Below are 26,036 nucleotides of genomic sequence, written 5' to 3' on the forward strand. Positions count from 1 at the left end.
TCAACAAATAAGGATGCAACAGGCCGATTGAGAGCAAGCTCCCGGATCAGCCATTGCATCCTTTTTTTATCCTGTTGATATTCCATCAACCTCTGATTATTTCATCAGCCTCTGATTATTTCATCAACCTGTGGTTATTTCATTGCCGTGGTCCTTGAGCCACTTTCTTCTCTCCTTGTAATCGGGAAAGATCTTTTCGACCTCCGCCCAGAATCTGGGGGAATGGTTCATCTCTTTTAAATGACAGAGCTCGTGCACTACCACGTAGTCGATGATCTCATCCGGGGTGCGCATCAGCAGGCAGTTGAAATTAAGATTGCCCTTACCTGAGCAGCTTCCCCAGCGGCTCTTTTGCATCCTTATGGTTATCCGTCCATACTCCACTCCCATTAGATTTGCGTAATACCTTACTCTCTGAGGGATGATGCGCTTAGCCTTTGTTGTAAGGAGCTTTATCTCCTGTTTGGTCAGCTCTGGCTGTGGCGCTTCTGCTCTCTCTTTTTGCTTCTCCTGCATCTTGCGCAAATGCTTATCGATCCAGTCGGCCTTCTCTCCTATGAGGCGGTTGATCTCACTGACTGAAGCGTACTTCGGAGCGCGGACTATTACTCGTGCATCAGGTGTGATCTCTATGCAAATTGTTTTTCGTTTACTTCTTATTAGTTCTATTTCTTTCGTCATATTCACGTATTATATCACTTATCAAAAACCTGTGCTCCCTTTCTTACAAAGAACACCGGGATATCCCTGATCGTACAGGCTACCTCTACAGTATCACCGCCTTTATATTCCAAAAGAACTTCTCCCTTGTCCGAAAGCTCTTTTACCAGGCACCACTCACCTCCCGGCAGTGTCACGGTAACAGATGAAGCTCCCTCATCAAACACAGGGCATGCAAGTACATCTCTTCCAAAGAAAAAGACATCGCTCTCAGGGTCGTAATCGGAATCTTCTAAAAAGACTGGGTATATTATCGGAGTGCACTCAGAAACTGATATCTCCATCTGCCTGTAAAGATATGGTATGAGAGCTTCCCTCAGGTCAAAGAGGCGCTTTACAGTCTCTACCTCATCTTCATACAGCCAGGGCATGTTCGAAGTTCCGTCTGTATTCCAGGAGTGCAGCACAAACCTGGGTGTAAAGATTCCGTACTGGATCCATCTGAGGAACAGCTCCTTGGAGGGTTTGGGACCGGCAAATCCGCCTATGTCCTGACCAAAGTTGTAGATGCCGGAAAGGCTCATGTTCATTGCCATCTTATGGTTAAATCTGAAATCCTCGAAGCTGGTTCTGTTATCTCCTGTCCAGGTGGATGCAATCCTTGAAGTTCCAACAATTCCGCACCTTGATACGGCTGTCTTATTTGATATATCGGGTGCCGCTTCTAGACTTGCTCTTGTCATCAGGTATGAAAACAAAGGCTTTATCAGCTTGGCTCTGATGGGCCTGCCAAAGCCATCGGCATATACGTCCTCATCAGGAACATCATACTCGTTATTGTCATTCCAGGTGCTGTAATAGCCCTTATCTGCCAGTTCTTTTTTTACGCACTCTGTCCAGAACTTCGCCGCATTTTCATTGGTAAAGTCCAGATAACTTCCCATTCCTCCCCAGAAAGGGAACTTTGCAGGAGACCCGTCACCGTTTTTCAAAAACCATCCGTTCTCAGCGATCATCTCATACATTGGGTGATCATCCAAAAAGCACGGCTTTATGTTGGGCAGAAACTCAACACCCTTATCCCTGAAGGTCCTGCTAAGCCCCTCGGGCGAAGGGATCTTATCCGTGTTCCAATGAAAGACATATCGCTTGTCGCCAATCTGAGTATAGCCACTGGACAGATAGAAGCCTCCGGGGGAAATGCCGTATTTCTCGCAGAGCGCAAGGAAGCCCTCGAGCTGCTCTCCGGCATTATCGGCATCTGTATACGCCATTGTACTTCCGCAATATTTAAGCGTCCACTTCGGAGGAAGGAATGTACCTCCGGACAAGCGGACAAAACTCCTAAGTATCTCAGGTACGCTTCCGTAAAAGACATAATAGACAAGATACTCTTCCTCACATCTGAAGGACTTAAAGGGTGAGTAATAGTTGTCATGCTCTCTTCCAAAGTTAAACTCACCGTCAGAATATGTGTCATAGTAAATCCCGTATGAACCTGCAGAATTCCTGCAGATATAGAACGGAACATGCTTATACAAAGGGTCCGATGACCTTGCATCAAATCCCATGGAATCTGTGGTTCCCAGCTTAAAGCATCTTCCGTTTTTGTTGACATCCCCTGACTTATCTCCAAGCCCGAAGATGTACTCATCCTCCTGTCTTGAAAGATAATGACAGGCTCCTCTTCCCAGCTCGCCTTCAAGGTTATATGCCATGTATTCCCTGTCCTTGAACAGAGCTTCCCCGCCTTCGTAATGGGTGATCAGAAAATTCTTTTTTTGGACAAAGAGCCTGTGACTGCCAAAGGTGAATGTCCAGCCACCATCGTCTTCAGTCATCTGTGTTTTTTCACCTGCAAGGCCTTTGCAAGATAACTTATCCCTTCCCTCATAGGGCATCTCCCCATCCGGGCATACTGAGAAGGTGTTAAAAAACCTTGTACCGTCTTTATAGATTGCCACCCGGACCATGTCCTTGAAAAAATCAAGCCTTGCATTTATATCTGATTCCTTGAAAAGGAATGTGGATTCCTCCCGGGTTTTAAGAGTAAATCTGTGGTCATATTTCATTTTGGGTCTCCTCTGAAGGTATTTACTATCAGCTTTACAGGGTCCGGACGTTTCATCTTTATTCCTTTTTTTGAGATAACAAGACAACTCTTTCCCCTCTTCCATACAGGACGCCCTGAAGCATTGGGATTTCCGGTTTTCACAAAATCTGCAATGTAATCCATCATAAGAACTGATATTTCCATATCCTTGTCATCATATGGCCTAAAGCTCTTTTCAAGAGTTCCGAACAGGTATCTTAAATCTGATGAATGAAATGCTCCATTGTCATCGCCGGGGGCATCGATGTCAAAATAGTAGCGATATCCGCCGGCCTTTCCCATAAACTTCCGTGCCATGTTATACAAAACAACATTGTACATATCATTACTTGTAGTTCCCGCCATGTAATCAAGCTTAAGTGGCTTTTCTATCAGTTTTTCCACGCTTTCCGTCAGAAGATATCCGTCAATAACAGGCTGTGTGTTGACGGTATTATCTTTTCGGACTTTCTTAATCTCTTCAACTGCACCAAGAACCGCCTTATCATCAAGCTCTTTAAACTCATCAAAGTTTGTCGCACCGGAGAGTTTTATCACTTCTTCCCAGTAGCCACGGGTGTCTGCAGATGCCTTCGGTCGTCCCATCTTTGGGAAAAGACCTGCTCCTGAGATCATAATTGCTCGTTCAAAAAGATCTTTAGCCTTCTCTGACAGACAAAGATACTGCAATGAAATCGCACCTGCGCTTTGTCCCATGGCAGTTATGCAACCAGGGTCTCCGCCAAAAGAGCCTATATGACTCTTTACCCATTTAAGTGAAACCAATATATCATCAAGTCCAAAATTCCCATCTCTTCCAAACTCATCCTGAATCTGCCTGTGTGTCATATATCCGAAAACACCCACGCGGTAGTTAACGCACACAAGGATCAGCCCTCTCTTTGCATAGGCTTCGCCATCCAGATATCCCTCGCTGTTGGCCATGGAATTAAATCCGCCTCCGTGTATAAAGACCAGCACCGGTGCATTATGTGCATTCTTGGGTGCATAGATATTTAGATTTAAGCAGTCCTCGCTGTAGGTAAAATCGAGTCCTTCACGGAATTCCCTGTGATAGAATCTCCGCTCAGGAACATCCAGATGCGGAAAGTAGGTCCTGTACTGGGAACATGCATCTCCAAAAGCTGTGGCATCGTATGTGCCATCCCAACCCTCTACCTGCTTTGCGTACTCAAATCTCTTGGCCTTAGCATATTTTATTCCCAAAAACTCAAGACACTCTTCTCTTTCATTTCCCCGGATCCTACCGAGATCTGTGTCTATTTCGATGTATTTACTCATCTGACCTGTCCCTTTAAATAGTCTTCCTTCCGGTTCTGAAGCTCACCAACCTTCTCCTTGGAGAGTGGATACCAGAAAAGCAAAGCAATTGCCATCAGCGCAAACATTACCGCCGGAATAAGGGTTGCAAGAACATACATCAGATCAAGCTGTCCTTCGGAAAAGACAAATTCCAGAGTGCTTGCAGTGTCATAATATCCCATTGCAAGTAAGGCTGCATTTACAGCTATCGCCGAAATAACCTGACCTAGTTTTCTAAAGAAATTTAAGAAGGCATATGCAGTACCGTTGTCCTTACTTCCGGTGCTGACTTCAATCTCATCTATGGCATCCCCCGCCATAGCCCAGAGCTGAAGCACAAAGAGATTAAGACCAAATCCGGAGATAAGACACAAAACCATAAAAGGCATGAGGGCCGCTCCCGGATCCAGGAATTTCAAGAAAAACATCAGGAAATTTGCTGCAGCAGCTATGATCATACCAACGGAGGTAATCTCTTTTTTACCAAACTTCCTTGCAAGCTTTGGGGTAAAAAGCATAAGTATTGCCATTGGGATATAGGTCAAAATGGTTGGCAGGGATACAAAGATTCCGCCCTTTCCGAAGTAGTATCTGATCAGATAAATATAATAGCTCTGAGTGAACATCTGTCCTGCAAGGAGCAACATTGCAACAACGGAAATAGAAAGCATGGCCTTGTTCCTGAATATAAGCTTAAGGGCCTTTGACGCAGCACCTTTTTCATGCTTTTGTGGCTCTGTTTTTACTCTTTCTTTTGTACCTGCAAATGCCAGAAGAAGCGAGATCACAGACAGCACAGACATGACAATGACGCCTGTCAGAAGAACATCATACTTTACAATAGACTTTCCCGTAGCCTTATCCGTGGAAAAGCAGAGCATTGAAAGCACCATGACAGGCATGCTGCCCAGTGCTGAACCTACTGCTCTGAAGACAGAGAGCTTGGATCTTTCTTTTACATCAAGGGTAATAACTGTGGCAAGAGAGCCATAGGGAATCTGAAGCATAGTGTAGATCATACCCCACGCCACATATGTGATGGTTGCATAAATATATGCAGGAAGATTATCACCCGGTGTTCCGAAACCGTCGAATTTAAGAAAAAGAAGGATTGAAGCGATGGCCAGAGGAAATGCCACCCTCAGAAACCACACCCTGTATCTTCCATGCTTTGAAACAGGTGCTGTATCACAAATTCTGCCCATAATAGGGTCATTTACAGCGTCCCATACCCTGGTAAGCACAAACATCACCATGATAAAGAACGGACTTAAAATCAGGACATCCGTGTAATACGTCTGAAGAATCGACGTAACAAGTCCAAACACCAGACATCCTCCTGCATCTCCCAATGCGTAGCAGATATACTCCTGCGTCTTAAGGCCGCTGGCCCTGGCAATCATACTTTTTTCATCAGTTTGTCCCATAATATGTAACCCTCCCCTAAAAATGATATCACAAAATGGTCCCTGGGGACCATTCCCCAGGGACCATTCGCCCCCAGCTTAATTTTCAAATTATTTTACAATCATTCCTGTTTCCCTGTCTGCAAATACTGCAACCATCACAAGGAACACAATACCCATAATAAGCTGCTGGGTCTTTGGCTCGATTCCCAGCATAACAAGTCCTGCTGTAAGGATCTTGTATGTCAGCGCGCCAAGAATAATGTTGTAGAACCTTACCTTAGCACCGCCATTGACCGGCATTCCGCCAAGTACCAGCGCGATCATGATCTGTGTTTCAAGCTGGTTTCCTGCTGTCGATGTAACAGAACCAACCTTGATACTGTTGATGAATGCTGCAAGACCTGTGATCATGCCTGCTGCCATGTAGATCAGCATCTTTGTCTTTTCAACTCTAACACCTGCAAAACGGGCTGCAGTCTCGCCTGCGCCGATTGCCTTAAGTCTGTTTCCAAGGCCTGTGTATCTGAACACTGCAAATGCCACCAGCAGAATCACAATAGTAAATGTCAGGTTAAAACCCATGGTGTTGTAAGATGTGATATTGGAAACACCGTAAACCGGGCTCTTTGTGGTAGCATAGGCAACCATTCCGCGAAGCAGATACATGTTACAGATAGTAACGATGAAGGATGTGATCTTTCTCTTTACGTTAAAGAATCCGTTTACAATTCCGATAAGTCCGCCCGTCAGTACTCCGCATAATACCGCCAACACAATGTTTACGTTTGACAAAAAACATATCACAACGGAGCAAACACCCAGCATTGAGCCCTGTGAGAAATCAAGGCCTCCCATTGTCATTACCATGAATACGCCAACGCATGCTATAAGAAGCACATAGGACTGTGACAGCAAAAGCTTTAAGTTACCCGGGGTGTAGAGCTGACCCCCTGTTAAGATTGCAAACAAAACTACAATAAAGATGAATCCTGCAAATGGCATTACCGTCCTGAAAAGAGGCTGATTCATCAGTGATAATTTTACTTTTTTCTCTGTATCCATAACCGGCCTCCCCCCTTAAACCATCTTCGCAATAAGGTCTGTATCCTTAAGACCTTCATGCCTTAAAAATTCACCATTCTGACGACCGTCTTTCATGATGATGATCCTGTCAGCCATTCCAAGAAGCTCTGAGATTTCCTCGGAGATCATGATAATGGACTTTCCGCTCTTTCTCATCTTGTCCATCATCTGGTAGATATCAGCTTTAACCCTGATATCAATTCCTCTTGTCGGTGAATCCAGAATAATGATATCCGAGTTCTTACCAATCCATCTTGCAAGGACAACCTTCTGCTTGTTTCCTCCGGAAAGAGCTGACATAAACTGGTGAACGCCAACCATCTTGGTACTCATCTGTCTTGCATATTTCTCTGCAAATTCCCTCTCATCCTTGGCATGAAGAATGTGATTTCTCTTGATGTCCTCAAGGGATGGAAGCGTGATGTTATCCTGAATGGTGTCGTTGATTACCAGCGACTCTGTGGATCTGTCCTTTGAAGCATAGGCTATGCTGTGATCAATGGCTGTCTTAATGTCTTTTATCTGTGTGCCGTCAGCAGTGGTAACGGTGCCTTCTCTGTCATAGGATGCTCCGAAAAGAGCTTTTCCAACCTCGTGCATTCCGCACTCCGAAAGGCCTCCTATTCCGATGATCTCGCCCTTATGCAGCTCTATGGAAAAGTCCTCGATCTCGCCGGGAACCGTAAGGTGTTCCCCCCGCAGAACAACCTCATCAGAAATCGGTTCCCCATAATCTGCGCGATAGTAATTTCCACTCATCTCACGACCTACCATTAACTTTTTGAGGTCATCGGTAGTCACATCGCTGCTCTTTACCGTATCGATATATTCTCCGTCTCTGAGGACGCTTACGTTATCAGACTGTTCAAGAACTTCATCGAGGTCATGGGATATGAAGATGACACATCTTCCGTCGTCTTTGACATCCTTCATAACTTTGAAAAGCTCTTTTCTGCCCTTCTCGCCAAGTGCAGTGGTGGTCTCATCAACGATGAGGACCTGGGGCTTAAAGTATGTTGCCTTTACGATCTCGATGAGCTTTCTGTCCTCGAAGTTATATTTGTCTATGATGTCGGTAGCCTTGATGTAATCAAAACCGTAGGAGTTTAAAAGCTCCTGGGCCTTTTTGTTCATGGCCTTGGTGTTCTTTACATGGAACTTTGTGAACTCATCCTCTTTTCCGAGGAATATATTCTCGGCAACGGTAAGACCTGAAAGTGTGCCTGTCTCCTGAACGATGATGGCAACACCCTGATAGTTTCCGTCAACCTGATTTTTTGCATTAACCTCTTTTCCCAAAAGAGTAAACGTTCCGGAATCCTTGTGGTAAATTCCCGTAAGGCACGATGTAAACGTGGATTTACCGGATCCGTTCTCTCCGATCAGCGCATGGATCTCACCCTTGTAAAAGTCCAGAGTGACATGATCTATGGCATGTGTGCCAACGAAGCTCTTGTCGATCTTCTCGGCATGAAGTATAACCTCGCTCATATCTCTCCTCCTTACTTAACAACTGCGCCTTTAACGGGCTTGATGGTCATGGTTACGATTGCAAGCAGCACGATACCTGTTACGATATTCTGCACTGTTGTAGGCGCGCCAAGAGCGACGAACCCCTGGAACAGGAGCTGGATTATGAATTCGCCCACAACAATTGCGATGACAGGATGTCCGTACTTTTTAAAAGCAAGGCCAAAGAACGTTCCCATAAGAGGTGGGAAGTTTCGGCTCATGGAAGCAAGGTTTGATGCACTGGTCATGGATGTTCCATAGGAGATGGTCAGGATTGACTCGATACCTACAAAGAATCCGCAAAGGACAAATGCAACAACCTTGTATTTATCAACGTTAACACCCATGTTTCCGGCTACAACTTCGTTGGAGCCGATGGCATAGGTATAGGTTCCGATCTTGGTGTATTTAAGAATGAATCCGCAGAAAAAGAACGCGAGGAGCGCCAGGATCAGGTTTCCGGGATAATCACCAAATGCCCTGTAACTTGGGGAGAGGATAGCCTCTTTTCCGTTGGTTGCAAAAATTGAAAGAGCCTCGTAAACCAGAGAAAGTCCGGCGGTTACGATAAGTGATGAAATCTTAAGCTTTATATATACAAGTCCGTTCAGCAGGCCAACCAAAGTGCCGCTTATAAGAGGCGCTATAAGAAGTCCTGCATATCCGAAACGTTCGCTCATATTTACGGCAAGCACCGATGAAAGTACGATGTTTGCGCCAACGCTCATATCAAAGGGTCCCATTACGCAGATAAAATAAAGACCACAGCCGCCTACCGCATAGTAGAGAGCTGTCTTTAGATAAGTCTGAAGTTTATTAAAATCACCGAAGGTCTGTGGCGCAAGGATCTTGAAGAACGCCCAGAAAACAAAGGTGATAACGGCCAGCATCACCAGTCCGTACCAGTGGCTCTGCCTGAATTTTTTAAAGTTACTCATACACTCCTCCCTAAGGGTGCTTTTGATTTATGAAAAGAGATATTTCTTTTACATAAACCGTACCCTCCGGATGGCGGAGGATACGGCTGCAAATTAACTATTAGTTGCTGTGACGTGAAATAACGTCGTTGATAGAAAGATTAGAAGCTGCCTTATTCAGATCTTCGAAGCTGTAACTTGCCATCTCAACGAGCTCTTCGTCTGTATAAGGATCGTCATTTACGAAGTACTTCTCATAGTTCGCGTAATCATCGGGCGATGATACGTAGAGATACGGGAACAGGATCTCATAACCAAATGTGCCTTCCTCCTTTACATAATTACCCTTAACTGCGTTAAGTACGAGATAGAATGCAAACAGTGGATCGCAGAAGTGTCCGCCTGACTCAGCAAACATTCCGCCTGACTTAAGCTGATCTGCAAGGTCATCAAGGAAGTCTGTTGATACAACGTCGATCTTGCCTGTGAGGCCTTCATTTGCGTAAGCACCGATTGAACCTACAAGAGGATCTCCACCGCCGCCTGCTACGATAAGAGCGTCCATTCCGGGATTTGAGTTGTATAAAGACATAGCTGCTGCAGCACCTTCTTCTGAAGATGTGTTAGCGTAAACAGGCTCTGTGATTGTTGCAGGATCATCTGCATGTGAAGCATTCCACTCATCGATTGCCTGCAGATAGCCCTTCCATCTGAGCTGGAATGTAGCATCACCAACTGTCCAAGCCTCAAGTCCAACGTTTCTGTCGCCGTTCTCAAGAAGGAGATTAACAAGTGTGTAACCGTTTGTTACTTCGTCCTCATGAACTGCACCAACATAGTACTTGGAGTTGCAAGCTGTCTTGTAAACCTCAGGGCTGTTCTCCTGAGAAATGATACGGAAGAACTGTGCGATGTAAACGCCATGCTCTGTACAGGTATTGATTGCTGATGTCATCTCGGAATCAGCTGAGTTACAAATGATGATACCCTGGCATCCTGCTGCGCAGAGCTGCTCAACTGATGCTGTAACCTGCTCTGAAACGTGTGCCTGGTCAACATACTGAACCTCAACGCCGTTAGCCTTAGCTGCCTTGTCAACGATCTTTTTGCACTGGCTTCCAAGAACGTCTGTGGAACTCCAAATTGAAACACCGATCTTGATCTTGTCAGATCCGCCCCCCGAAGCTGATCCTGAAGATGCTGTACCTGCAGCGCTTCCGCAACCTGTAACAAGTGATGCTGCCAGAACGCCTGCCATCAGCAGTGATCCCAACCTTTTGATTCTCTTTTTCATAGTCTTTGTAACCCTCCTTTGTATATTTGAAAGTAAGTATTTTTACCGGTCCGAGCCATCCGCGGGCCGAATTTGGAACCTTAATTCTTAAGACCTTTCACCACATATATCTTGTTCTTCTGTTCCCCGAACACTACTCCTGCTGCCTCTGCAGCGCTGCTGTCATACGTGACTGTGACTATGACCTGATCGCCGTTGGAGAGCTCTTTATTCTTGTCAATGGTAAAAGAGATTGATGAAACAGCGTTAATGTACTTGGTGAGCTCTGCAAGATCTTCAACATCGCTTAGCTCCTTTATCTTCTCTTCACCTCCTACCATCTCGGTCTCGATGCCGTCGTAGTCTACGTTTACAAAAGCAGTCCCTTCTCCGTTCTTGCCGTCGAAGTCAACACTTACGTAGTCAAGGATATTGGTCACGCCATCTGTTGTGTCGATAGCTGCCTTACCATCGGCTCCACAGCCGCTAAACAGTAGCAGAGCCGATAAGGCAAATGTAGTTATGAAAGGTGTGATTTTTCTATGGTTGAACACCGTGATACTCCTCCCTTTGAACAAAAAAAGCTTCGTAAACAGTTTTTCCCCATTCCTGTTTACGAAGCTATTTTATCAATTAAGTTTTTTGACAATTAGCACATTTTAGAAAATCTTACTATCACTTTTTTGAAAAAATACAAAATTGTCAATCTTCTATGCCTGCGACATTTTTTCTGAACTCGCTGGGACTTGTGCCCTCAAAGCGCCTGAATACGCGGCTGAAATAGTTGTAGTCATCATATCCTACGGTAAAAGAGATTACCTCGAGCTTATTTTGTGGCTCCTTCATCAGCTCTTTTGCCCTATCCATCCTGCACCCGGTTATATAGGCCGTAATGGTCTCGCCGTATTTCTGCGAGAACTTGCGGGACAAATAGCTGGCCTCCACAAAGAACTGCTCGGCCAGGTCTGATAGCGATAAATGCTCTGCGAAGTGCTCGCTGATGTATTCATGAACGCTCTCCACCTGATTATTGATGGATGTAGTCTCTGTTGTCTCCGTGCCCTGTGCAATTTCCAGCGCCAGGTCAATGTTCTCCATGATGATGTCTTTGCTCAGGGTCCGAAGGCCATAGGCTATGGCATCCTGAACCTCCTCGTAACTGCGGCTGTCTGCATTTTTGTCACAGTCCGCTATGGCGTTGATGGCCCTTGTGGTGAACTGTGTCACCTCCAAAAGGCTCCAGCCTGCGCTGTCGCACCTGCCAAGTCCCGCGCTCTCCATGATGATGTTTTTGGCCTGCTTGATATCTCTGGCATTAAGGCTGCTTGTGATCTGGGCTTCCACCCTGTCGGTAAAGCGCTCGTTAACCTTCTGCTTCTTGCCGCTTGGGCTGCAGGTTATTATGCTGTGCTGCCTTCCAAAAGGCCTTGTCACCAGCTCTGCTATCATCTCGCGATAGACGGTAGCAATGTCATCAAGTGAGCTGGCCTGGTCGTGGATCACGATCGTGACCGGTCCCTGACTCTCTACCGGGAAAGCCTCAAGTATTCTGTCTGCGATAAACTTAAGCCTTGCAGGCGTTGCATTGAGCTCGATTAAGAATTCGTTGACCTTGTCGGTATAGTTAAAGACAATCGATTTCTCGGCATCTATCAGGTCCCTTAAGCGCCTCTTCATGTCGTAGGACATCTTAAGGACATCCTTTTGGTAGTTCTGCTTGAGGACCTCTACGTCGTGGAACTTCACCAGTATCGTTGATATTTCGGAAAAGACCTTTGTACTGGGCACATGGGATTCCTTGCCGGGTCTGAAGAGCTTACCGTTTAATAGAGATGAGAACTCGTCGTCTTCAAGGAAAGAGGAGACGTAGTTATCACGCAGGATATTGTCCTCTTTTTCTGCCTTTTGGATCTCGCGCTCTTCAAGGGTCTTAAGTGCCTTACTCAGAGAGTGGGCCAGCTGTTCCCTTCCGACGGGCTTTAAGAGATAGTCAATTCCGCCTGACATGAAAACACCCTTTACCTTCTGGAAGTCATCATAGCCGCTTACTGCCAGAGTTATGATGTCCGGATAGTCATGGTGGATTTTATCAAGCAGCTCTAGGCCGCCAAGGAAGGGCATGTTGATGTCCGTTATGACAATGTCCGGTTTCTCTTTTGGAATCCTCTCAAGGACTTCTTCGCCGTCGCAGGCAGGCTCAAGAAAGTCGATTGAGTAATCCTCCCAGGACAGCATTCGTCTTATATTTTCACGACTCCACAGTTCGTCATCAGCTGACAAAACCTTGTACTTCGCGTTCATCCTTTGCCTCCTCTTTTACAATGGGCAGCACAATGACTGCCTTCGTTCCGCTATCGGGATTGCTTTCGTAGTGAATGCCAAAGCCCTCTCCGTAAACGCTTTTTACTCTGGCGTTTACGTTCATTACACCGATGGAACGCCCCATTTCTATTCTTCCGATATCAGCTTTTGCAAGCTGCTCGTTCATGGCCTCAGCATCCATGCCTGCGCCGTTGTCTTCAATGGTTATCTGTAAGAGCCCATCTTTGTGCGTCGCGGAAATCGTCAGCTCTTTATCCTTCCTGCGTGTGTTGCGAAGGCCATGCTGAAGCGCATTCTCAACGATAGGCTGCAGCGTGATCCTCGGGATGTTGTCATCAAGTGTATCCGAGTCGATCTGATAGTTGTACTTAATGGTATTACCGTTTCTAACATCCATTACGTAGAGGTAGTTCCTGACGTGGGCCATCTCCTGCTGCAATGTTGACTGAGTGTCGGAGATATCAAGGCTGTATCTGAATATCGCAGACAGGGACTGGCAAAGGCCACTGACCAGTGTGCAGTCCTGTGACGCTGCGATTCCGCTCATGGTATCTAAGGTGTTATAGAGGAAGTGCGGATTTATCTGGGCCTGAAGGACCTTGTACTGGGTGCGCTCCATCAGGACCTTGGCCTCATACTCATCCTGCACCATGCGTCCTATCTGATCAAGCATCTCGTTGAACTCATCGCCCATGACCTTGAGCTCTTCGCTCCAGCCATCTGTCTTGGCCCTGAGGTCTGTCTCGCCGTTTTTGATCTTGATGATGGTGTTGGAGAGCTGCTCCACCGGGCGGTAGATGTATCCTGAAATGGCGGCTCCAAACAGGAGCGTTACCAGAATGATAAACACCGCGATAACGATAAGCATTCTTGCAAGAGCGCTCTGGGTGTGCATCATCAGGGACTGTGGCGTTAGCATGATAAGGTGGAGATTGTACTTCTCCGACTGTCTGCTGTTTAAGTAAAAAGAGCCGTACTCGTCATCAAATTCCGGAAAAGAATCTGATGAAGTCGCCACTATTTTGGTGAGATCGGAAAAGAGCTTGCTCTCCTCCTTTGTGGTGTTACCAACCTGTGTGATGGGCGAATCCCCCTGGGGCTGTAGCCAGACATAAACATCTCTTGAAGAGATGTACTTGCTCATGATATTTGCTATGTTCTGGGTGCTGTAATCACAGATAAGATAGCCGAACTGTGCCCTGTCTCCGTCATAGGTGTGGAGTTTTAGCACAAACCTGATAACGTCTGTGTCCGCAGCTTCATTGTGGTAGCCGGATAACAGGACTGAATAATCATCAGAGCGGAGATAGTTCTTTAGGTGAACCACGTTTACGTACTGCTCTGCGTTATAAAGATCATGGGGATAATTGTAGGGCTGCTTTCTCCAGGAACTGACCAGGGTATCATCATTGTCATAGATATACATGGCAAGAAGCTGGTCATCAGAATCGAACCTGCGCTCAGACAAATGCCACGCAGTAAAATAATAATCAAGAAGTCTTTTTTTGTTTTTCTGGGAATGCCTCATGGCATAGACCATATCCGTCTCGGTATATATGGTCTGCATTTTGACGATATTGCCATGAATGTAAGAATCGAGCTCCGCCTCAATCCGCTGAAGCGTCTCGTCATTGTTGAGAAGAGATTCTCTCCTTATCTGCTGCCTGGAGATCACCTCAAAAACAACCGTCTGTGCAACGATTGCAAAAAGCGTACAACCTATAACCAGCCCAATAACGGCCCGGCGCATAGTCCACTTCCTATTTTTCATACCCCATTTTCCCCGATTAGAAACAAAACTTTTTCTACGCGAAAATGATATCACATAATTTTCGAAAATGCACTCCGTGGAATCAATGAGTCAAACTGAAACGTCCCCATTGACTCACACCTTATTTCTTCTCAAGTAAATAAAATATCCAACTACTACCGCCACTACAGATATCACCAGATACAGTATCGGTGCGAACTGAAGGGCTGTCAGGTAGTGCCCTCCAAATCCTACAAGCCTGAATTCATACAGCACGTTTGGAGATGCCATATCAATTGGTGAAAGCAGGTACAGAAACTGGGATAGAGGACGAATGACCATCGGTATCTGCCTTGCACCGGCAAGGATCAGAAGAAATCCGCCAAAGACTGCCCCCATGACAACAACCGGATTATTCAGGCACTCTGACAAAAAGCAGGTTGCGACTGTCAAAAACAGACAAGCTGCAAAAGCCACCAGAACCTGTCTTCCAAAGAATCCTCCCATAGTCATAGGTGTAGAAGTCAGAGGCATAAGGTTCTGCACCATGGCATCCCAGCCATTGTTCCCCCACAGGGCCAGACTTGTAGCAACAGAAATTCCGCCAAATAAAACTGTCAGCAAAAAGATACTTACGACTGCTGCCGATATCTTGGCAACATAGGTTACGCCCCATCCGCCCCTGGTACAGCGCAGAAGCGGATCCGTTTTGTCTTTTACCTCACCTGCAAAGATCTGGCTCAGCAAAAGAGTTATCACAAACAGCATAATGAGTGGCGTCGCCTGAACAATATCAAACAGCCCATACATCTCCTCAAAAGAGTGCCACACGAGCGGCTTGGAAACCTTTGCTTCCTGCTCTTCCCAGTACTGCCTCTCGCCATCCGTAAGAGCACACAGCTCCATACCCTCATAGATAGTGTCCTGCCTGATCTGATAAATCGCATCCGCATCATAGTCAGCAATGGGCCTTCCGTAATCCACAATCTTCCTAACCCAGTCGCAGAGCGCCTCATAAGTGCAGTTGATCTCATTCCAAAAGACTCCGTATTCATCGGCTGCATCATAGAGCTCCGCAAGAAGCGAATCATCAATCTCCCGGCCGTCAATAGCCATCTTCAGCTCTCTGGTCCTATCGGCATAATCGCCCATCTGTTCAGCCTGGAACACTCCCTGCATGAACGAATAGACAGTCATTACAATCAGCAGAACAATAGTAAACCTGTTTTTCAATATCTTTTTTATCTCGTAAAAGAAAAGCGTACCAAATAAAGCTCTTTTCCCCATCATGTCTCCTCTCCGAACTCCTTCAGGTAGAAGTCCTCCAAACTTCCGTCTTCCTCTCCCCACGGTCCCTGCCAGATGATCTGGCCGGATCTCATCATGATGACCTTATCAGCAATGTGCTCAATGTCAGATACGATGTGCGTGGACAAAAGAACTATACTCTCCTTTCCAATCTCCTCAATGAGGTTACGAAATCGCACTCTCTCCTTGGGATCAAGGCCGGCTGTGGGCTCGTCCAGAATCAGTACTTCAGGTCTGTTTATGAGCGCCTGCGCAATCCCGATGCGCTGCTTCATACCACCGGAATATGTCTTTATCTTTTTGGAAGCCACATCGGAAAGCCCAACAATTTCAAGCAGTTCCGCACATCTTACCTTGGCAGCCTTTTTATCAAGTCCCTTAAGCGCAGAGAAATACATAAGGAAATCCCTTCCGCTAAATTCCGGATAATATCCGAAATCCTGAGGCAGATACCCCAGCACGTCGCGGTACTTTTCCTCGGAAACCGGCATACCATCATAAGTGATATCCCCGCTCGTCGGTACCAGAATTCCGCAGATCATCCTCATAAGCGTGGTCTTTCCTGCGCCATTGGCCCCCAGCAGCCCCGTAACTCCCTTGGTCAGAGATAAAGAAACTCTGTCCACCGCAATCTTGTTTTTATATTGCTTAGTTAAGCGATCAATTTTCAGTTCCATTGATACTCCTCCAAACGAAATGTCTTTTTAATCTCGATGCACTCAAGTATGGCAAAAACAGCAAGCACGACAAACCATATCCATCTGTAATTCTGCGCAAAGAAAACTTTCTCATCTTTGATTGCAAGTATCATAAATGCCGTCACAGCTGAAACCAGAATGCATCCAAACGCATTCCTTCTCCCAATTTCCGTTCTCTCCAGAATCATGCATGCTATGGAAGATATCAGATATGGTATGGTAATGATGGCGCCGGTCATGGCAAATCCGTATCCGCTGTTCCTGCCCACAACTACTGATGATGCGAGTAAAAGAGCTATATGCACAGTTCCAATGCAGACGAGTCTCGCAAAGAGTATTCCCCTTCCGGAGATCCTTGTTGCTCCCTCAAGCTCATCCATTCCGTACATTCTTGAGCGCATGGAATCAAATACCGCAATCGCAGATACAAAGGGCATTATCGCAGCCACAATAAAGACTGTTTCCCTGTTTGAAGCTATCCCAAAGATTGCAACAAACAGCGCTGCAAATGATGCGATCCACACCGGCATTCTGATATATGAAATCTGGCTTTTTATGATGTCAAAGATGCCAAGTTCCCTCCTGCTCTTTTTCCCAAACTCACGTATAAATGCATCTTTCTTTGCAAGGTCAGGCTTTGGCGCTGCATCAGTCATCATTCTTTTTATGTTTTTACTCATGGAGATTACCTCCTTCCATCAGCTTTATGAAATCTCTTTTTACTGAATTCAACTTCCTGTAGAGGGCGAATCTTGAAATGCCCATTATCTTGCAGATATCTGAAAGAGGTACCTCGTTCATATATCTTAAGATGAGAAGTTCTCTGTCCTCTTCCGGCATTTTATCAAGGGCCGCATTTACATCTATCTTTCTGATCAGATCCTCGGTTTCATCCCCATCGCCGGAATAATCCTCGGGAAGCTCCTCCATTTGGGCTTTCCTGCTTTCATCAATACAGAGGTTTCTGGCTATTGTGTAAAGAAAACGTAACTGCTCGCCGCGCTCTTCATAGCTGCTGTTCATGAAGCGAAGAAACGTCTCCTGAGTCAGATCCTGCGCAGTATCTGTATTGTGAACTCTGTAATAGCAGAAGCGAAAAATTTTGTCGTACTGTTCTTCAATATCCATGGACTTCGTCTTTTCCTCCCCTCTGTAATGTATAACGAATTAATCATATAAAATGTGCGGCAAGATTAAAATATTTTTATAGCATGGCGACCCTGTCAACAAATGAGTCAGCGGGGACGTTTCAGTTTGACTCATTTTGAGTCAAACTGAAACGTCCCCACTGACTCACCCTCTTTCTCACATCTCCTGCTGTGGATCAAATTCATCCGACGCAAGGTATCTGTATATTGATGTCAAAAGAGCTCTGCACTCGGGGTAATCAAGCAGATTATGCAATCCCATGGATGAAACAAATAACCTGCCTTTCCCATATCTGTACTCCACAAGCATTCCCATGTTACGAAGGTATGCATAGCTGTCCATCACGGTAACTATGCTCTTTACACCCCCCGGGAGCAAAAGAGCTCTCTGCGAGCTTTGCACAAACCACTGATAGCCCGGGTAAAACTTTGTCGGATAATTCTTGAACAAAGGATGCTCATCATCTATCAAAAGCCCCATGCTTCCTTCCTGAGAGCTGAAGGTTCCCACTGACCAGAAGTCCGTTGTAAAGGTGGCCTTGATAGATTCAGGAAGCGCCTGCCTTGTGGAATCCGGCGCAAGGAAAACAATTCCGCCATCTTCCAAAACCTCTTTTGCCTTATCATCCAAAGTCCTGCACTCGTAGACGCAGTCCGGTTTCTCAGGTTTCTGACTCTCTCTCGTGTAGACGTAAATCTTGTAAGAGTTATCGTATCCTGCCAAAGACACATAAACAGTAATCTCTGCACTTTTCTCCGGATCAGTAAGCATCAGCTCAGTCTCAATTTTTCCAACCTCACCAAGCTCTCCCTGTCTGCAGGTTGCTTCATCAAACTCTTTTGTCAAAAGAGCTTTCTCCCCTTCTGAAATCCTTACAATAAGCCGTCCTGAAATATCTCCCTTAGAGTAGTTAGCAAACCTAACTACCGCTTTCAGACTATCGCCATCAACGTAAGTGTACTTATCAAGAAGCACCAGAGGAAGCGCCTCTTTAAAGAAACTCCTAAATCTCTCCGGCGCAGCGAAGCTGTAGGGCTTGGGCTTAAGGTGAGAGTTCATCATTCCGACAAGAGCTGTACCCTGCCCTGGAAAGTCCTGAAGTCCCAGCAGCGAAATTCCGCTGTACCCTTCAGTCCTAAGAGCTGCTTCGATCTCCTCACGATAACTAAGAAGCGAAAGCTCACCTGTTGCTTCAACGCGTCTCTTCCAACCATCAAGAAGCCCTTTCTCCTCCACTTTTTTCTTTATAAGTTCAAGGTTCCCCGGCGCAGTAACTCCGCGGAAATCCTCGATTTCTCCAAAATCAGGCAGAACCTCATACTGCCCCACTTCAAAGCTAAATACAGGTTTCCTGTAACTTCTCCTGATCTCTTTTACCGTATCTGCGTAGTCGTGTTTTGCATCAGGATAGTCGTTGTTCAGATATCCCTTCATACCGGCAAAAGTCGCCCTCATGGGAGCATCCCCAAACGAGCTCGAAGTATAAAAATCGCTCTGCTCATCAGCCCCCTTCTCCCCGTAAAAAGCATTGGAAGAAAAGGCAAAGAGCCTGGTTTTATCTATCTCATGGCACAGATCAAGGAGCCTATATGCCACCTTCATTCCATCTTCTTTTGCCTGCAATTCGTTGCCAAATGTAAGCATCACAAAGGATGGATGATTGGCGTAAACCTTAAGTATCTCCCCAAGCTCTTTTTCATAATAAGCTGCTGCCAAAGGAGATGAAAACGCATCCTTTGGATTCCAGTGGGAAAGCTCCGGCTGCATCAGCACACCCAGCTCATCAGCCGCATAAAAAGCAGCCTCCGGCGGGCAATGCGAATGAAACCTTAAGCAGTTTACTCCATAGCCAATGTAGGTCTTTATTATCTCTTTCCAGGACTCTCTGTCCATAGGCGGATGGCCGGTCTCAGGAAATACCGCGCAGTTTGCTTCGCTCCGCAGGAAGATCCTGCGGCCGTTAAGGCACAGGTGACCATCAATATCTTCAAAGCTCCTGACGCCAAAGGCAGTTACAAACTCATCCTCCAAAAGCCTTGCCCTGACGTGAATAACATTTCCACAAAGTTCATCCCAGAGCAGCTCATCGGGAACCTCTACGCTTATCTGCGTTTCAAAAGAGCTCCTGCCCACCTTGCAGGAAACTTCCAGCTCCTTTGTTATCCCCAGCTCCTCAAAATCAAGCGCCAGCTCCCCATCAAATGCATCCGCAAAGTCCGCAGTAACCTGCACATCCAAAAGCCACTTGCCTGCGCCTTCTTCCTTTCTCGGATACACTCTGACACTTTCAATGAAATTCTGCTCTAAAACCTCTATCCCAAACTCACCAATGATCCCGTTCCAGTTGGTCTGGGTCTCATCCGTTGCAGCCGAAGAATAGACAATGTTATCCCTTGGAAGCCCCTCATAGCTGTTATCCGAAACAAGCTCTATCAGCGCCTCTTTATGAAGAACATCCGTAACCTCAAACACATAAGGCGTAGAAAGACTTCCCGACAACGCAGGAACTTCTTTTCCATCCACACGAAGTCCCAGCACTCTTGCCCTCTCGGCCTTAAGAAAGTACCTTTTCCCACTTGTCACATCATCTTCCCACGTCCGCGAAAAGCAGGCCTTTCCCTCATAGGTGTGCTTCCTGGTAAGCCTTGTGGCGATCACATCTTCCGCCATGAGCGCCTTATTCTCCACATAGTCTTCGCCCTGATGGAGCTTGCCCGTCAGCTTATCCTCATGTCCTATTTCATTTGTATCCAGCGTCCCCGGAAGGATCGCACTGTATGTGCCACCATCCTTAAGGCGCACATCCCACCTTCCGGCAAGACTTTTAAATTCTCTCATCACAGATCTCCGTCACTTACACAGCCCCAGATACAGCGCTGCAAGCTGATGATTCTTATCAAGTAAAAGAGCTTTCTCAAACCACCCGGCAGCTCTTTTTCCGTCACCTATTCCCATATTTGCAAGTCCCATAAGATAGTAGCAGTGCACCTTATTCTTAACATCCATATCCGCATCAAACACTGACATATCCGGCATGGAAACTGCAAAATAATCCATTACAAATTTATCGTTTACATGGTGTTCGCCAAAGTCCAAAAGCCTGTAGAACCTGGCATTGGCAGACATCTCATCACCAAGCTCTTTAAAGCCAAGACCCTGAAACAGGATCATGTCCGCAGGCTGATCGTAGTAATACATCATTCCCGCAGGCTCTGACTCGCCAAGCGTTGATTTCTCAAAACACTCTTTTGCCCCAGCCTCATCTCCAAGCGCCTTGTAGCACTTGCCCAACAGATAATAAAGGTTGTTGTCCTTGGTTCCCTCAAGCCTTCCCTCGCCAAGATTCTCAGGGTAGGACAGTGCTTCTTCTATGAGCTTTGCAGCGCCTTTGGCATCTCCTTTATCAAGGGCATCCTTCGCCATCATGAAAAGAGATATCTTAAACTGCGAAGTGATCTTGCCCTCGGCTCCTTCCCAGGTCTGGAAATCGCGGCTCGTTATCTTCTGATGAGCATCATCATACCTGCCACAGATGTTAAGAAGAGTCACATACTCCGTGTACAGGTCATCTCTCGCCTTAACAATCTCAAGATTCTCCTCAAACTTTGAAAGCCTCTCTTTCGGCGCCACTCCCAGTCTTGCATAGAGCTGATCAAGCTCCAGGAACACTCTCGCATCGCTCCTGTCAAGGTCAAACGCTCTCTCCATGCACTGTTTTGCCCTGTCCTTATTACCACACTTATTATAATACGCAATTGACAGGTTTCTAAACACAGTCGGGAAGGTATCATCAAGCTCTTTTGACTTCTCCCAGAGCTTAACAGCCTTCTCATACCCCAGCTTGTCGTAGTACAGACACCCAAGGTAATAATAGGCCTTAGCGCCATCAGGATTCAGTTCTATGCACTTTTCCAGCACCTTAAGGTCCTCGAGCTTATTGGGGAAACAGTACCTGAAGTCAGCACATTCCGCATCTCTGAGCGCCTTCTTTGCTGCCTCGGCCTCACCCTGTTTATCAAGATAAAACGCCTTGTAATAGAACTTAAGAGGACTCTCTACAGGGCATGAATCCAGCACTTCCACCGCTGCATCATACATGCCATACTCCGCAAAGTCCCTCGCTGTCTGCAGGAAATTTTCTATGTCCCCGGTTATCTTCTCCTCGCCATAGCCATCGCCAGTTTTTGTCAAAAGACATCTCGACACAAAGTCAAAAGCATCCACCCTGAGATTCTCTTCCAGGTACTCCCGCGCTTCATCATTTCTTCCAAGCGCCACCAAAAGCGCTGCCTTTAAACCTCTTGCCTTGATGTTTTCGCTGTTCTTTATAAGGCTCTTTTCTGCAAACGAAAGCGCCTCTTCATAGGCTTTTCTCCTGCAGGCGATCACAGAGAGATAGTAGAAAGCCATCTCCTGCTGGGCACTGGTCCAGGTTGCCTTGTAGAAGGCATCATAGGCCTCATCAAATTTATCCTGATAAAACAGACTCAGCCCCAGGTCGTAGTATGCCTCACTATCATAGGGATTTGGATTAAGAAGGGTCAGCCTTTCTATCGCTCTTCTGAAATACCCTTCTGCCTTGGCAAACTCTCCCCTTCTAAGAAGCAGCATTCCGTACGCGTTATTTATACGGATGTCTCCATCATCCCTCTTTAATCCCTCCAGATAGTAATCATCAGGAAGCCAGGTAGCATGTCTGTACTGCTCGATGTGAAGTCCCGTCAGATACAGCTCCTCATTACTAAGGATATCCTCAGGCGCTTTCGCAGCCTTGGCAGGCTCAGCAAGCTTTGGAATTCCGCAGTCTTTTTCCTGATAGGAAACAAGCTCTTTTCCCTCATGGAGCACTGCGATCCTGACCTTGTACTTATCAGCACCGGCTACTGGAATGTTTCTCTCAAAAACCTTCTCCGGAGTGATATCCGCCGTCTCGCTCAATATCTCTTTTCCATCGCTTGTTATGACTACCTGCGCGCCTGAAAGCTCTCCTGTAGCATAAACGCAGGCCTTTATTTCTTTGTCCGTAACCTCAAGATTTACCGCCGCATCAGTGCTGGCATTCTTGACGTATCCGACCTTCTTGTAGGGCATGAAGTACTGCTTGAATTTCTTTTCCTCAAAAGGCATAAGCCACGCAAAGTCAGGCTGGTTGTCACAGTACATGCCGGTCATCAGCTCAATGTACGGGCCATCTTCATCCGTAAGGTTCCTGTCCCAGGCCTTTCCGAAATCACCGCATCCCCAGGTCCACTGCTTCTTGCCCGGCGATATGTGGTGATCTGCCACATGCAAAAGACCTGCTTCTTTGCCATAGTCGTATCCACCAACGAAGTCATAGTCGGAATGCTCTGCCATGTAGGAAGTCGGCACGGGAATGTTTTTATATCTTGAAATATCAACACCGGCGCTGTAGTCGTGCTTGTAGTATGTGCCGGTTGCGATTGGAAATCTTGAGACAGCTCTTTTACCATGGTCGTAGACCGAATGGACATCCGGCGGGAAAACAGACTGGGTGTTGTCATTAACGGAAACTGCAGGATTGGCCCACCAGAGGAATGTTTGAGGAAGAGGCGTTCTGTTGTAGAGCTGGCCCTCGATTTCAATGTATGCCTTGTCCGGATATAAAGTTATTGTCGTGATGACCCTTGTTCCGTACATCCTGTCAACATCGCCAAGGAGCAGGCTCTTTGAGCCATCCTCATTCTCACGTATCTTGTGCTCAACCTTCATGTATGTGGTTGGTCTGTGATGCTGAGGCCAGTTAAACTCTATACCGCCTGAGATCCAGGGGCCTGTAAGTCCCACAAGCGCCGGCTTTATAACATGGTTATAATAGACAAAGTCATACCCGTTAGTCTTATCGAGTGCTCTCTGGATCCTGCCTCCGAGTTCAGGCATTACCATGACTTTTAGGTATCTGTTCTCCAAAAAGACAACGTTCCATGCCTTGTTCTTCTTCTGGCGACTGATCTTAGAGGTCGCAGGATAAGGGTATATCTTGCCACTGCTGCCCTGATATACTCTCTTTTCGAGGAACATCGGATTTATGTCCGCTTCTCCGATCTCGTAGGTTGGAATCTTAAGCTTTTCTTCCCATATCTTTACTGTATCCATGTCACTCTCCCTTTGGTAAGTTGCTGTAATAGCTAATATCTATCTTGAGCATAAGATAATAGGGGGACTTTCTCAATTGATAAACTTGCTCTATAATATAAAGAAATTGCTATGCATCCCCGGAGGCTCATCATGTTCACAACAGAAGAAAATATCGCAAAGGATTCTCAGTATTTCATATATACGCCCACTGCTTCTGCGAAGGCTCTTTTCCTGTATCCGACAGTCATTGGAGCATTCGAATATCTGCCGGATTATTCGCTGGAAAGAAAGCGCTATGACAGCTATCTCATCATCCTGATAGAAAACGGAACCATGGAAATATTGCTGGATGGAAAATATGTCACAGCATCCAAAGGTGATGCCATTTTGCTCAACTGCTACAATCACCATGCTTATAGAACAAGCACCGGATGCAGAACTCTCTGGCTCCACTTTGATGGAAAGCTTGCAGGAGGCTACTACGAATATCTGGTCAGAGAACGGGGCAATATCATAGCTCTTTCAAACTTTAAATCCGCCCGCTCCATTCTTTCAGATCTCATTGATGGTATGGAGAAGCACCTGTCTCTTAGCGAAGCTCAGATGAGCATTATGATAGGGAATCTGCTGCTGGAGTTATCAGTCAGCCCTTCTTCAAAAGATGCTGCAGATGAAGATGGAATAAAGAAAGTCACCACCTATCTCACAGAGAATTTCAGCAAGAAGATAACTCTTGAGGAAATGGCAGATATGGCAGGATTATCGCCCTACCACTTCAACAGAAAATACAAAAAAGAAACCGGCGTGACACCACACCAGTTTCTTTTATCAACACGCATCTCTGCGGCTAAATACAATTTGTCCAATTCTAACATGACCATCTCGGAGATTGCCCTCTCCTGCGGCTTTATAGACGAGAGTGCCTTCTGCTACTGCTTTAAGAAAAGAGAACGCATAACGCCGAACGAATACAGAAAGAACGCTATAGGGTCAGCCCTGCTTTCATAGCCGCCTTTCTCTCGTACATTGCTTTGTCGGCCTTTTTGAAAACATCTTCGGCGATCACATCTTCATCATCGTCAAACATGGCGTAGCCGATCGCCGCAGATACCTTTTCCCAGGGCATCAGCAGATTGTCCGCCGCGATCTTCACAAGCCTGTCATTAAAGTCGTCCATGCGCTTATCAATGTTCCTGAAGTCCTTTTTCTTTAAGATGACCACAAACTCATCCCCGCCGATCCTAAACACCCTCGAGCGCTTGAACACATCGCAGATAATGGCGCTTAAGCTCTTGATGGCGATATTGCCGTTTTCGTGGCCATAAGTATCATTTATCTTCTTAAGATCATTAAGATCTATCATTGCAATTCCAAACTCGGTAAAGCCCTCACGAATATCCTTGTTGAGCTTTTTTATTTCATCTTCGTAGGCCAGTCTGTTCCAAATACCGGTGAGGGTATCCTTGACCGCCAATGCCTCCATGGTACTGGCTTTTTCCTCGGTCGCCTTTAGCGCCACCTTGGTATCCATAAGAGCCGTGATATTGGCATTCATGTCTGCCTCCATCTGCTTCATGGACAGAAGAAGGTCCGAAATCTCATCGTTGTTCCTGACAGACAGCTTCTCAAACTCATGGTGGATGATCTCACCGCTTTCTGAGCAGTAGTTTTTGGCCGTGTCCGACAGAAGCGCCACAGGGCCGAAAATATTCCTGTTTATATATATCAGGGAGAATACCAGAACCATCAAAGTAAAGAGGGCCATGGCAATACCTGTCATAAAAACATAATCCCTCTCGTTTGCCTTGATCTCATTCATAGAAATATCAACGCAAAGAAAAGCAACTACTTCATCATCGAGCATAACAGGCGTAGCTGCCGTAACAAGCCAGCCATACCTTTCCTCATTGGTTATGGTAGTGGGAATGGCACGTCCTGTTGAATCCGGCCAGAAGCCTTCCACAAATGAATCAACAACACCGGGAGGACATACATTTTCGTAAGCCGCATCTATTATGTATATGGCATGATCACCGGCTTTATTAAACTGCATGATATATATGCACTCGACATCAAATATTTCCTGATATACTCTGAGCTGCTTTCTTAGTTTTCCAAATACCGGAAGACTTTCTACGCCTTCAAAGTTTGACATGTACTTATTCCAGGCTTCTGACCCCCACTCAGTACTGGGTACAACTTCTCCGGCATCTTCATAAATGCCCATTACAATATCTGTAAGCTCTTTGACATCGCCTACGTCAAGGGCGCTCACAGCTGCTCTCGATATCCTCTCGGCATCATCGGTGTACTCTTCATCAACAATATCTCTTGCAATCCTGTTCATCAAAAGAACTGCCAAAAACCCAAGTAAAAGGCACACAGAAACAACGCCTATGGAAATTCTTACTTTAAGAGAGATAAATGGCTTTTTATCCATGCAT

Annotated in this window: 19 protein-coding genes; 1 reads left to right on the forward strand and 18 read right to left on the reverse strand. The window is 46.1% G+C overall.

Going from position 1 to position 26,036, the window contains the following annotated elements; all coding sequences use genetic code 11:
• Positions 1-123: 123 nt before the first annotated feature.
• The 17 genes from G633_RS0108915 to G633_RS0108995 form a co-directional block, all read right to left on the reverse strand.
• Positions 124-681, reverse strand: a complete 558-nt coding sequence (locus G633_RS0108915) for a M48 family metallopeptidase (RefSeq protein WP_022770605.1) — start codon at positions 679-681, stop codon at positions 124-126.
• 14 nt (positions 682-695) lie between these two features.
• A complete protein-coding gene (locus G633_RS17950) occupies positions 696-2,732 on the reverse strand; it encodes a TIM-barrel domain-containing protein (RefSeq protein ID WP_051200082.1) in 2,037 nt (678 codons plus the stop codon).
• The gene (locus G633_RS17955; RefSeq protein ID WP_051200084.1) at positions 2,729-4,054 is read right to left on the reverse strand and encodes a carboxylesterase family protein; all 1,326 of its coding nucleotides are present in this window, start codon (positions 4,052-4,054) and stop codon (positions 2,729-2,731) included. Before G633_RS17955 ends, G633_RS17950 begins: the two co-directional genes overlap by 4 nt.
• Positions 4,051-5,502: an MFS transporter gene (locus G633_RS0108930; protein WP_026519713.1), complete on the reverse strand. Its 1,452-nt coding sequence runs from the start codon at positions 5,500-5,502 to the stop codon at positions 4,051-4,053. The genes G633_RS17955 and G633_RS0108930 overlap by 4 nt, the downstream gene beginning before the upstream one ends.
• A gap of 90 nt (positions 5,503-5,592) precedes the next feature.
• Positions 5,593-6,546, reverse strand: coding sequence for an ABC transporter permease (locus G633_RS0108935; RefSeq protein ID WP_026519714.1), 954 nt, complete (start codon positions 6,544-6,546; stop codon positions 5,593-5,595).
• A gap of 15 nt (positions 6,547-6,561) precedes the next feature.
• Complete coding sequence (locus G633_RS0108940; RefSeq protein WP_026519715.1) at positions 6,562-8,058, reverse strand: sugar ABC transporter ATP-binding protein; 1,497 nt, start codon at positions 8,056-8,058, stop codon at positions 6,562-6,564.
• A gap of 11 nt (positions 8,059-8,069) precedes the next feature.
• On the reverse strand, positions 8,070-9,017 hold the full coding sequence (locus tag G633_RS0108945) for an ABC transporter permease (protein ID WP_022770596.1): 948 nt from the start codon (positions 9,015-9,017) through the stop codon (positions 8,070-8,072).
• 100 nt (positions 9,018-9,117) lie between these two features.
• Positions 9,118-10,290, reverse strand: a complete 1,173-nt coding sequence (locus G633_RS0108950) for a sugar ABC transporter substrate-binding protein (protein ID WP_026519716.1) — start codon at positions 10,288-10,290, stop codon at positions 9,118-9,120.
• Between the two features lie 80 nt (positions 10,291-10,370).
• Entirely contained in the window at positions 10,371-10,823 is a 453-nt protein-coding gene (locus G633_RS0108955; protein WP_026519717.1) for a hypothetical protein, read from the reverse strand.
• 148 nt (positions 10,824-10,971) lie between these two features.
• Positions 10,972-12,570 carry a response regulator transcription factor gene (locus tag G633_RS0108960; protein ID WP_026519718.1) on the reverse strand — a complete coding sequence of 533 codons (1,599 nt, stop codon included), beginning with the start codon at positions 12,568-12,570 and terminating at the stop codon, positions 10,972-10,974.
• Entirely contained in the window at positions 12,539-14,362 is a 1,824-nt protein-coding gene (locus G633_RS17960; RefSeq protein WP_081664738.1) for a cache domain-containing sensor histidine kinase, read from the reverse strand. Before G633_RS17960 ends, G633_RS0108960 begins: the two co-directional genes overlap by 32 nt.
• Positions 14,363-14,476: 114 nt before the next feature.
• Complete coding sequence (locus G633_RS0108970) at positions 14,477-15,631, reverse strand: hypothetical protein (RefSeq protein ID WP_155834934.1); 1,155 nt, start codon at positions 15,629-15,631, stop codon at positions 14,477-14,479.
• Positions 15,628-16,326, reverse strand: a complete 699-nt coding sequence (locus G633_RS0108975) for an ABC transporter ATP-binding protein (RefSeq protein ID WP_026519720.1) — start codon at positions 16,324-16,326, stop codon at positions 15,628-15,630. Before G633_RS0108975 ends, G633_RS0108970 begins: the two co-directional genes overlap by 4 nt.
• A complete protein-coding gene (locus tag G633_RS0108980; protein ID WP_026519721.1) occupies positions 16,317-17,027 on the reverse strand; it encodes a hypothetical protein in 711 nt (236 codons plus the stop codon). The genes G633_RS0108975 and G633_RS0108980 overlap by 10 nt, the downstream gene beginning before the upstream one ends.
• On the reverse strand, positions 17,020-17,475 hold the full coding sequence (locus tag G633_RS0108985) for an RNA polymerase sigma factor (protein WP_026519722.1): 456 nt from the start codon (positions 17,473-17,475) through the stop codon (positions 17,020-17,022). The genes G633_RS0108980 and G633_RS0108985 overlap by 8 nt, the downstream gene beginning before the upstream one ends.
• A 177-nt stretch (positions 17,476-17,652) precedes the next feature.
• Positions 17,653-20,334 carry a hypothetical protein gene (locus G633_RS0108990; RefSeq protein WP_026519723.1) on the reverse strand — a complete coding sequence of 894 codons (2,682 nt, stop codon included), beginning with the start codon at positions 20,332-20,334 and terminating at the stop codon, positions 17,653-17,655.
• 12 nt (positions 20,335-20,346) lie between these two features.
• A complete protein-coding gene (locus G633_RS0108995; RefSeq protein WP_026519724.1) occupies positions 20,347-23,610 on the reverse strand; it encodes a DUF5107 domain-containing protein in 3,264 nt (1,087 codons plus the stop codon).
• A gap of 132 nt (positions 23,611-23,742) precedes the next feature.
• On the opposite strand from G633_RS0108995, the gene G633_RS0109000 reads away from it, so the two are divergent.
• Positions 23,743-24,600, forward strand: a complete 858-nt coding sequence (locus G633_RS0109000) for an AraC family transcriptional regulator (RefSeq protein WP_026519725.1) — start codon at positions 23,743-23,745, stop codon at positions 24,598-24,600.
• Here the strand turns inward: G633_RS0109000 and G633_RS0109005 are convergent.
• The gene (locus G633_RS0109005; RefSeq protein WP_026519726.1) at positions 24,575-26,032 is read right to left on the reverse strand and encodes a GGDEF domain-containing protein; all 1,458 of its coding nucleotides are present in this window, start codon (positions 26,030-26,032) and stop codon (positions 24,575-24,577) included. The two genes, G633_RS0109000 and G633_RS0109005, sit on opposite strands and share 26 nt — an antisense overlap.
• Positions 26,033-26,036: the final 4 nt, after the last annotated feature.

This window comes from Butyrivibrio sp. FCS006 (assembly GCF_000424525.1).
Classification (GTDB): domain Bacteria; phylum Bacillota; class Clostridia; order Lachnospirales; family Lachnospiraceae; genus Butyrivibrio.